Below are 9,689 nucleotides of genomic sequence, written 5' to 3'. Positions count from 1 at the left end.
TTTTTTATTTACCACCAACTGGGTGGCTAACTTCATTCTATAATCTACCAATTAATCTTAATTAGGTCGTTTAATTTAAAAAATAAAATAGGCTGGGTCAAATTACCGCCATCAGATCCAGCTTGTAATGTTATGATAACAGTAAAAACAAAGAAGGCTTTCCTTTTGAAAAAATTCGCTAAACTATTGATTTCCCTGGCCGCTCTCCTTTTCTTTACCCTAGTGGCTACCCCTAGTTTCGCTGCTTGCCACCGTTATGTCCAGTCGACCACCCCCACCATCTTTTTCCATGGTTTCAACAGTGGTGCCCATGCCGAACGCTATATGGTCTCCGGAATTGAACAGGCCGGTGTCAGCAAGACTGCCATCACCGCCGATGTCGCCGCTGATGGCAGGGTTACGCTAGAGGGCCGCATCCCCCACGGTGCAGTTAACCCGCTGGTAATGGTTAATTTTGAAAATAGTCGTAACACTGACTACGCCATGCAGGGACAGTGGGTTAAAAACGTGGTTGTCAAGCTCCAGCAGACTTACCACATTAAGAAGATGAACATCGAGGCCCATTCCATGGGAAACATGGCCGTGATGTACTACCTACTTGCTAACGGGCAAAATAAGAAGCTACCCCAGTTACAAAAACAGGTTGCGTTAGCGGGAACCTTTGATGGTGCCATGGGCTGGAACGAGCCGGCCAACCTCACCGTTAATCACCAGACGGGTAAGCCATCCGCTGAGAACGACTCCTTTAAGAAGTTACTACCCCTCCGGTCAACCTACCCACGGCAGGTGCGCGTACTTAACATTTACGGTGACCTCGGTAATGGCAACGACAGTCAGGTCAGCAATAGTTCTTGCCAAACGTTGCGCTACCTAATTAACGGTCGTAGTAAGTCCTACCGGGAGGTAAAAATTACCGGTGCTAACGCCAAGCACGAACTGCTCCACCATAATCCGGCCGTTAATAAGCTCTTAATTAACTTCTTCTGGGCAAAATAAGGAACTAGTTACATGGAACTAACACTTTACGAACTCTACCAAAAAATGCACCGGTCAATGGGGCCCTCCGGTTGGTGGCCGGCCGACTCTAAAGAAGAGATCATTATCGGTGCCATCATGATTCAAAATACTAACTGGCGAAATGCCGACCGGGCTGTGGCCAACTTTCGCCACACTACCCATTTTGACCCCGGTCAGATTACCCGGTTAACAACCGACCAACTACAGGACCTGGTTCGCCCAGCCGGCTTCTTCCGCAATAAGAGTAAAGCGGTGCAGGCAGTCTTTGTCTGGCTCGCCCAGTACCAGTTTGACTACCGACAAATTAGGGAGCGGTACGGCACCCACTTACGAACGGAACTCCTTAAGCTACGTGGGATTGGTCAGGAAACGGCCGACGTCCTATTAACCTACATTTTTGAAGTACCAACCTTCATCAGCGATAAGTATGCCCGGACCCTCTTCACCTGCTTGCAAGTTCCGGGCCTAACTGATTACCAATCACTAGCCCGGCGCTGCCAACTGCCCACTACTTTTGACCTTGAAATGGCCCAGGATTTTCACGGCCTAATCGACGAGTTTGGCAAGCAGTACCTCCACCCCCAAAGCAGGTTTAACGACAGCTTTTTGGCGGGTGACCGTTTGCGACTCGACTAGCACTTGCCCTACCGGTGAAAATTGAGTAACCTTAACGTATTAACTTTTAAAAGGAGTATTTGCAATGACACATGAAAAACAATTAGCGGCGGTCAAACGCTACACGATCGATAAGCTCGGCGAGGATAGCACCGGCCACGGGATGGATCACATCAACCGGGTCGTCAAGATGGCCAAGAAAATTGCCCTCGGCGAAGGGGTTGATCCTTTCGTACCAGTTGCCGCGGCCTACCTCCACGATACCATCGATGAAAAACTGGTTGCCAATGTCGATGAAGCCAAGGAAGAGCTCTGGACCTACCTCGAGCAAAACGGCTTTGACGATGCCGATATCGTAACCATCATGGACGTTATTACAAACATCTCCTTTGCCCACACCCTCGATGACGAACCCATCCACCTTACCAAGGTTGGTGAGATTGTCCGGGACGCGGACTGGCTCGACGCGATCGGTGCCATCGGTATTATCCGGGCGATCTATTACGGTGGTGCCCACCATGAAAAGATCTACGACCCGCTGGTTAAGCCCCGGGAGAATATGACCCACGATGAATACCGTAATTTAGATGATGAAACAATCATCAACCACTTTTACGAAAAGATCTTAAAGCTGGCTGGGATGCTTCAAACACCGACTGCCCAACGAATTGCAGTTCACCGGCAACAATTTCTAAAAGACTTTTTAACCGAGTTCCATCACGAGTGGGATAATAAACTTTAATATAACAAAGGGGAGGACTAAGTAACGGTCACTGGCGCCGTTACCTAGTCCTCCTTCATTTTAGTTTAAAAGTGTAAATTTAACAGGGTCACAATGCAATAGGTCATCCCACTGGCAATCACTGGTCCAGCGGCGACCCCTTTGAATACGACCACTCCGATAATCGTTCCTAAAACCAGGGCCACGGTAACCTGGGGGACTGCCGCCAGCTGGTTAATCCCGTACTTGGACAGGATGGCCCCGGCAATTCCGGCCGCAATCGCGATCCAGCCCGCCGGGGTCCGAAAGGCTTTAAACAGGTCCGCAAAGGTAATTTGACCGGTCGCAATCGGTACCAGAATGGCAACGGAAATCACCGTCACACCCCAATTAATCCCCTTGCTTTGAATGACTGGCAACCACCTTGAAGCCACCGGTAAGAGTTTCAACACCATTACGACGGCACTAGCGATTACCAGTGACATGTTTTTACCGACAATTGCAATCACTAGCACCAGCGCCAAGAATAGCCAACTTTCCATTGCTTTCCTCCACAAAAAAAGCTGAGGGAAGCCCTCAACAATTTATTTCTTATCTTTTTTCTTACTTAAGTTAATTTCAACCGATCCCTGCGGCTTTTGGTCTGTCCCAGTGGTTTCCGGTGGCAATAGCTGCTGCGCTAGCCAACGGAAAAAGAAAGCTAAGGGCGCGATGAAAACCGCATCACAGAGGATGGTTAAGATTGTCGGTAGTAAGTTTAGCCGGACAAAGACCAGCCAGTTACCACCGGTTAGCCAACCAAAAAGGGCCGTGATGATAACAGTAATTAATAGTTCACTAATTCCGCTAACAATCCCGAGCCAGATCAACTGCTGGTGGGTTACTCGCTGACTACGCGGTAGCCGCCAACCAATCAACCAGCCGATAAAGATCGTCAACAGTAAAAAGTTGACCACTAAGAGCCAATCAGCTGCCTGTAAAAAGTGCAAGACGATTCCCGCAATCGCTGCCGTTAAAATACCCGGGCCGGTCCCCAGCGCAATGGTCATTGCCACGGAAACGATACCGGCTAAGGGGGCAATCAAAACTCCGGTTGGTGCTACCGTCCGGAAACTAATCAAGCCGACAAGGACCATCAAAACGATGGCTAGGACGATTAGTCCCGCTACTTTTCCCCAATAACGCTTCTTCATTATAATGGCTTCTTATCTGTGTCTTGCATCCAGGCCAACGCCAGTGCGCCCTGCCCTAAGTGCGTTCCGATAACTGGGCCAAAGTAACCTAGACTGAAATTAACGTCCGGATTTTCGTCCTGGAGCTTTTCCATCCACTTCCGTCCGGTTTCTTCACTATTAGCGTGAATCACAATTCCCCGGACTGGGTAGTCCAAGTTAGCGGTCCGTTCATTAAAGATCTGCTCACAGCGGGCCTTGGCCTTCTTCATCGACCGAACCTTTTCAAAGGCTTCGATCGAGTGGTTAGGGTTATCAAATGACAACAGGGGCTTAATCTTCAGAATAGATCCCACAAAGGCCGAGGCGTTGGAAAGGCGTCCACCACGAACCAGGTTTTTCAGGTCATCAACCACGAAAACATCGCCAATCGTGTCACTGAGCTTCCGGAGCTTAGCGATTACTTCGTCCGGGTCTTCGTGCTCTTGGACTAATTTAGCAGCCTCAAGAACCACGTAGTGCATCGGTTCCGAAGTAATGTTACAGTCAAACGGAATAATCTTAATTTGGTCAGCCATTTCATCGGCAATCTGGGCTACGTTATTTAAAAAGCCGGAAATGGACTTAGTTAAAAAGATACTAATTGCGGCGTCATAACCTTCATCAGCTAGTTGCTGGTATAACTCCATCATTTGGCCGACTGACGGCTGTGACGTACTAGGAAAGGTACTGGAAGTCTTCAATTTAGCATAGAAGTCAGCAGTTGAGATATCGACCCCTTCACGAAAATTCTGACCATCGACCGTGAATGGGATTGGTACCACTTTAATGTTATTGTTCGCCGCCTCTTCTGGAGTGATATTGGCGGTGCTGTCAGTTACAACAGCAATTTTCATCTTATCTTCCTCCATGTGATTTAATTTATGAATAATTGCAGAATATAAAATCCAATAATATAAGAAGCATACCACATGCGCGAACAGAAACCAACTATTCTTTCCACTGATAGTGGCTTCTTGCTTGTGTCTAATTTGCGAAAAACGTTATAATAGATAACGCATTTTATTTCGTACGATTCAAAAATAAAAGGAGGAATTTAAATGTCCTTTGATGGTTTCTTTACCCATGCCATGGTGCATGAATTAAATGCCACCCTTGCGACCGGTCGGGTGGCGCGGGTGAGCCAACCCTACCCTGCCGAACTGATTATGACCATTCGTGCCCAGCGGCATAACTATGATCTCTTGCTTTCCGCTAATCCGACTTATCCCCGGATTCAGATTACGGAGGTGCCATTTACCAATCCTGCCGTACCGACTAACTTTACCATGACCCTACGCAAGCACCTTGATGGTGCTATTTTGGAAAAGGTAGAACAAGTAGGTAACGACCGGATCGTCCGCTTAAGCTTCCGTACCCGCGATGAACTTGGGGACCGGCAACAGCTCGACCTAATTGTTGAAATCATGGCGCGGCACAGTAATATTTCCCTGGTTAATACCAAGACCGGTAAGATTATTGACACTATTAAGCACGTTGGCTCCGACCAAAACCGGGTTCGGCTCTTATTGCCAGGGGCAACCTTTGTAATGCCCCCGAAGCAGGATAAGGCTAACCCCTACCTGCCGAACCAGCTGTACAGTGACCTCGTTCGCCAGTACGATACCAGCAACGAATTAGCCCACCAGCTCCAGGCTAGTTACGAAGGCCTAGGCCGCGATACCGCTCGCGACCTAGCGAACCGACTCTTAGCTAGCGACCACCTACCGACGACCTATCAACAGTTTATCCAACACTTCGACCAGCCTGAGCCGGTGATCATTGACGGGCAAAAGAAGTCATTCATGGCCTTCCCACCGCTCAATAGTGATAAGGACCAGTTACAACACTTTACTACCCTGTCTGAACTATTGGATAACTACTACAGCCAAAAAGCCCAGCAGGACCGCTCCAAGGAGCTGGCTGGTCAGGTCCTAAAGGTTATTAAAAACGAGCTCAAGAAGGACCGGCGGAAGGTTAAGAAGCTCGAAAAGCAACTAGATGATGCTAGCAAGGCCGATAAGTACCGTATCCGGGGTGAAATCCTGACTACCTACCTCGGTAAGTTGAAGAATGGGATGAGTGAAATCACCCTGCCAAACTTTTACGATGATAACAAGCCCCTTAAGATCGCCCTTTCGCCGGAACTGTCTCCTTCCCGAAACGCGCAAAAGTACTTTACCAAATACGACAAGTTAAAGACCTCAGTTGCTTATGTCAACCAGCAGCTAAAACTGGCCAAGGATGAAATTGAGTATTTTGAAAATATTCAAAATCAAATTGACCTCGCCTCCCCGGCCGATATTCAAGAAATTCGACTGGAGTTACAACAGGAAGGTTACATTAAGAATAAGCAAAAGGGTAAGAAGCGGCGGAAGGTCCACCTCAGTAAGCCAGAGCAATTCCACACCAGTGATGGAACGCTCGTGCTGGTTGGGAAGAACAACCTACAAAATGACCGGCTCAGCTTCAAGACCGCTAATAAGAACGAAATCTGGCTTCACGTCAAAGATATCCCCGGTTCCCACGTGGTAATCCGGGATACCAACCCGAGTGACCAAACGATTTTAGAAGCAGCCCAACTGGCGGCCTACTTCTCTAAGGGGCGCAACTCCGACAACGTCCCGGTCGACTACCTGCCAGTTAAACGCCTCCACAAACCCAACGGTGCTAAGCCGGGCTTTGTTACCTTTACTGGTCAGAAGACCTTACGGGTAACGCCGCATAAACTTGCTAATTAAGCTTTGATCTCCCAGTTTTTATTGGGGGATTTTTTGTTTTAAATATTTATTTTTTAAATTTAGTTAAAGTAAATAATATCTCTTTTGAGATGGGGCCCGCCGCATTTAAAACGGAAAAGCCCCCGGAGTTAAAAAACTCCGGGAGCTTGCGCTAATAACAGTTAATTTTCGATTAGGTTAACGTCCTTCGGAAGCAACCTCATCGGTATTAATATACTCCTACCGGTCGTAGCCGTGAATTGTTCGCTGAAGCGCCGACAAACCACAACTATCTCCAAGACCATCTTCGTGAACCGCCGTGATGCCACCTTTCAGCTAGCGTGGCTCTCTGTGATCCATTAGAACACTACTCATCTTTTCAAAGCGTTTTTATCTCAAGCAACATTGCTACAATTTAACTGTTATTAGCAGTCCATATTACCTTACCATTATGAATAAACGTGCTTAACTGTCATTAAGACAACCGTTTCAATTACAAAACCTAAGAGTAATAATAAACCTTCCATAATACAAAAACGCTCTCCTTTAAAATAAGTAAATTCTTTCAAACGGTGTTCGCCAGGAGCTAGTAAACCGCTTCCATTCTATTATAGCATATTCCACCAATTTTGTTTGGCTAATCACAAATGGCCCCAAACGTCCGAAAATTCAAACGCTTGAAGCCATTTTAAAACTTACTTATTAAGTCGCTATTCGGTTAAGAAGTCCATCTGAGCCCCAATAATCTTGTTGGCCGCCGGAGTTGCGTCCGGAACATGCAGGGCCTTGAATGGGAAGCAAGCCCGGTAAACAGCATTGCCCCGCTTTTCTTCGTGTTTGAGGAAGGCGGTAATTTCATCGGCCCCTGCTTTCCCGGTCAAAATCTGGGTATAAATACCGGTCAGGTCTAGTCCGAGGGCCTTAGAAAGGAAGGCCAGTGTCGGCAGCGGCAGTGGACAGACTTCCCGCAGGAGATAGTCATCCCCCTGCCGTTCAAAAATAACCTGGAACAGGCCCGGTTGGTTTTGTTCCATGATGGCGCTCAACCCCTGTTCAGCGAGCTGCTGGCTAGCGGGGCCAAGATCAGCCGGATAGCGGAGCGTCGTCGGGGTAGCCGGTGACGTTGCAATCGGTCCCAGCGAATAAGCGTACTTACCATCATCTAGGTAGTTAAAGGCGACTAACTGCTTGTTGGCGCCCACTAGCGGGTCAACTCCCTCATCCGGAATCGTAATGATCTGGCAACTAATGTCCGCATGCGCCAGCGTTTTCCGCAGTTCGGTGTAGCTAGCGGGCACGAAGAGGAATTGGGGCTGTTCAATCCGTAGAATCTGGAGGATGTTTTCACCGGTAGCGGGCTCAATATAGCGTTTATCGGCTAGGGTGTAGCTGAGGTTAACAGAGCTCGGGTTGGCATTGACCACCACCGTGTGGAAGCCATCGCGGCGCAATTGGCGCATCATCATCGCAACGACGTAGTCACCCGCGTTGCTTAAGCCGAGCCGCAGTCCCCCGGTCCCGATTACCATAGCACTCGGCTGTGCCGTCTTAGTCGCTTCGTTTTCATCTTCCAGGGCCGAGTAGAAACTGCCCGTGTGCTGGGTAAACTCGCCGCCTGACGGTTCAATCTCCTTGTATTTCGCCATTAGCTCATGGTCTTCAGCCATCTGGTAGACCTGCGCAGGGGTGGTCTTCCACAGGCGCGCAATTAGCTGGTTGCTTAGGCCGTTATACTTGGCCTCCACTAGGACCGGCTCCTTTTGCGGGTGGTTAACCACGTCCTCAATTAAAAGGCGCATCCGGTTAATCTGGTCAAAGTAGAAGGGGTCGATCTTCGTTAACTCACTTAGTTCTTCGACTGAGTAGCCCCGGCGCATGGCCTCAATTAGGGTGAAGAGCCGGCCCGCTTCGGGGTGGACCAGCTTCATTACCAATTCATCGTCGGTCAGCTTTTCCTGGGCCCGGAGGTGGAAATCAGCTGGCTCCTGATAGCGGGACTCAATCGCCTTAAACATGGCCTCAATCGGACTACGCCCCACGCCAAAGACGGTCCCCACCGACTTCTTTTCCGTAATTAACTGCCGGTCGGCCTCCGGAATCGCGTTAAAGCCCCAGACTGGCACCCGGGCAGCAATGTGGTCCATCGTTGGTTCTACTAGCGCGGCGTGGTGGACAAACTGGTCCCCCAGTTCAATGTCGCGAAGACGCTGGCCCAGGTACAAGTGGGCGCAGACTTTGGCAATCGGGTACCCCGTCGACTGGGCCACAAAGGACGTCATCCGGTCAAAGTAGGGACTGTTTTTGATCACGTAGAAACGGTCATTGGCCGGGTTCAGCGCAAACTGTACGTGGTTAACCCCCACAATCCGTAACTTCCGGGTAATCGCAAAGGCGGTATCCCGCATGTCTTGAATCTGCCGGTCCAAGAGCGTCTGCGGCGGGTTAAAGGCGACCGAATCACCGGCGTGGATACCAATCGGGTCCATATCTTCAACCATCGACAGCATCATCATCGTGCCGGACCGGTCCCGCTGCACCATTACCTCGATTTCCTTATAGCCGGCTAAACTCTGTTGGACCAACACCTGCCCCGCTTGCGACTGCTTTAGGCAGCGTTGGACCGCCGTTGCTAGTTCATTTTGGTCGTGGACAATCCGCCGGGTACTACTACTCTTGGGAAGTACTGACCGGATAATAACCGGGTAAGCCAGCCGGTTGGCTTCCTGGAGTGCATCCTGGTAATTATCGACGGTCACGATTGACTTCATCGGTGCATTCATCGCGTGGAGGGTCCGGCTCAAGAGGACCGGGTTATTAATCTGGTGGATCGTCGCTTCCGGAACCCCGAGAATTTGGATATTTCGTTCCTGGATGACCCCCTTTTCTAAGAGCTTTTGGGTGAGCTCAAAGGCCCGCCGGTTACCGAGCGTCGGTAAAATGGCCTGGGGCTTATAGTAGTCAATTAGTTTTAAGAGGTTATCAACATCGAGCGGCCCAATGCAGGCATGGTCAATAACGTCGCGTGCTTCCAGGCTGACCGAAAAGGGGTTGTTATCCACCAGGATGGTTTGTACCCCCTGCTTTTTAAATTCGGTTGTTACCTGAAAGGTAGCGGCATCTAGTTCATCACCGTGCTGTACATCGTTTGCACCGGCACCAATAATTAGTACCGAGTGGATCTTATCTGCCATCAGCGTTGGGCCTCCCTTCTATTCATGATCTCAATAAATTCGTCAAAAAGTCCGTTAGTTTCATCAGGCCCTGGTGCCCCGTCTGGGAAGAACTGGACAGAAAAGGCTGGGAACTTCCGGTGGCGCAGCCCCTGAACGCTGTTATCCAGCATGTCAACGTAGGTCACGAAGAGCTTCGACCGATCGATCGTTGCGGGATCGATCGTAAAGCCGC

9 protein-coding genes are annotated in these 9,689 nt (G+C 49.4%); 4 read left to right on the top strand and 5 right to left on the bottom strand.

Annotated features, from left to right (window positions below):
* Nucleotides 1-132 precede the first annotated feature (132 nt).
* From ACI31H_RS03110 to ACI31H_RS03100, 3 genes are all read left to right on the top strand, one after another.
* Complete coding sequence (locus tag ACI31H_RS03110) at nt 133-996, top strand: alpha/beta hydrolase (RefSeq protein WP_439770540.1); 864 nt, start codon at nt 133-135, stop codon at nt 994-996.
* 12 nt (nt 997-1,008) lie between these two features.
* A complete protein-coding gene (locus tag ACI31H_RS03105; RefSeq protein ID WP_439770539.1) occupies nt 1,009-1,653 on the top strand; it encodes an endonuclease III domain-containing protein in 645 nt (214 codons plus the stop codon).
* Between the two features lie 64 nt (nt 1,654-1,717).
* Nucleotides 1,718-2,374 carry an HD domain-containing protein gene (locus ACI31H_RS03100; protein WP_439770538.1) on the top strand — a complete coding sequence of 219 codons (657 nt, stop codon included), beginning with the start codon at nt 1,718-1,720 and terminating at the stop codon, nt 2,372-2,374.
* 65 nt (nt 2,375-2,439) lie between these two features.
* Here ACI31H_RS03100 and ACI31H_RS03095 read toward each other — a convergent pair whose 3' ends face one another.
* The 3 genes from ACI31H_RS03095 to ACI31H_RS03085 are packed head-to-tail and all read right to left on the bottom strand — an operon-like array spanning nt 2,440 to nt 4,421.
* Nucleotides 2,440-2,895, bottom strand: a complete 456-nt coding sequence (locus ACI31H_RS03095) for a DUF441 domain-containing protein (RefSeq protein WP_439770537.1) — start codon at nt 2,893-2,895, stop codon at nt 2,440-2,442.
* Between the two features lie 42 nt (nt 2,896-2,937).
* The gene (locus ACI31H_RS03090) at nt 2,938-3,546 is read right to left on the bottom strand and encodes a hypothetical protein (RefSeq protein ID WP_439770536.1); all 609 of its coding nucleotides are present in this window, start codon (nt 3,544-3,546) and stop codon (nt 2,938-2,940) included.
* Complete coding sequence (locus ACI31H_RS03085; RefSeq protein WP_439770535.1) at nt 3,546-4,421, bottom strand: DegV family protein; 876 nt, start codon at nt 4,419-4,421, stop codon at nt 3,546-3,548. Before ACI31H_RS03085 ends, ACI31H_RS03090 begins: the two co-directional genes overlap by 1 nt.
* A gap of 204 nt (nt 4,422-4,625) precedes the next feature.
* Here ACI31H_RS03085 and ACI31H_RS03080 point away from each other — a divergent pair, with 204 nt between their 5' ends.
* On the top strand, nt 4,626-6,305 hold the full coding sequence (locus tag ACI31H_RS03080; RefSeq protein ID WP_439770534.1) for an NFACT RNA binding domain-containing protein: 1,680 nt from the start codon (nt 4,626-4,628) through the stop codon (nt 6,303-6,305).
* Nucleotides 6,306-6,994: 689 nt separating this feature from the next.
* Here ACI31H_RS03080 and ACI31H_RS03075 read toward each other — a convergent pair.
* Both ACI31H_RS03075 and ACI31H_RS03070 read right to left on the bottom strand, forming a co-directional pair.
* Entirely contained in the window at nt 6,995-9,475 is a 2,481-nt protein-coding gene (locus ACI31H_RS03075) for an ATP-grasp domain-containing protein (RefSeq protein WP_439770533.1), read from the bottom strand.
* The coding region (locus tag ACI31H_RS03070) for a glutamine amidotransferase-related protein (protein ID WP_439770532.1) at nt 9,475-9,689 on the bottom strand (215 nt) is incomplete at its 5' end. The genes ACI31H_RS03070 and ACI31H_RS03075, both read right to left, overlap by 1 nt.

Source organism: Limosilactobacillus sp., assembly GCF_051873035.1.
In the GTDB taxonomy this organism is placed as follows: Bacteria; Bacillota; Bacilli; order Lactobacillales; family Lactobacillaceae; genus Limosilactobacillus.
This window is presented reverse-complemented; position numbering and strand designations above follow the sequence as displayed.

What these genes read in the sequence shown, in the direction of transcription:
- ACI31H_RS03110 (WP_439770540.1), top strand. Translation starts at nt 133, where the DNA reads ATGATAACAGTAAAAACAAAGAAGGCTTTCCTTTTGAAAAAATTCGCT.
- ACI31H_RS03105 (WP_439770539.1), top strand. Translation starts at nt 1,009, where the DNA reads ATGGAACTAACACTTTACGAACTCTACCAAAAAATGCACCGGTCAATG.
- ACI31H_RS03100 (WP_439770538.1), top strand. Translation starts at nt 1,718, where the DNA reads ATGACACATGAAAAACAATTAGCGGCGGTCAAACGCTACACGATCGAT.
- ACI31H_RS03095 (WP_439770537.1), bottom strand. Translation starts at nt 2,895, where the DNA reads ATGGAAAGTTGGCTATTCTTGGCGCTGGTGCTAGTGATTGCAATTGTC.
- ACI31H_RS03090 (WP_439770536.1), bottom strand. Translation starts at nt 3,546, where the DNA reads ATGAAGAAGCGTTATTGGGGAAAAGTAGCGGGACTAATCGTCCTAGCC.
- ACI31H_RS03085 (WP_439770535.1), bottom strand. Translation starts at nt 4,421, where the DNA reads ATGAAAATTGCTGTTGTAACTGACAGCACCGCCAATATCACTCCAGAA.
- ACI31H_RS03080 (WP_439770534.1), top strand. Translation starts at nt 4,626, where the DNA reads ATGTCCTTTGATGGTTTCTTTACCCATGCCATGGTGCATGAATTAAAT.
- ACI31H_RS03075 (WP_439770533.1), bottom strand. Translation starts at nt 9,475, where the DNA reads ATGGCAGATAAGATCCACTCGGTACTAATTATTGGTGCCGGTGCAAAC.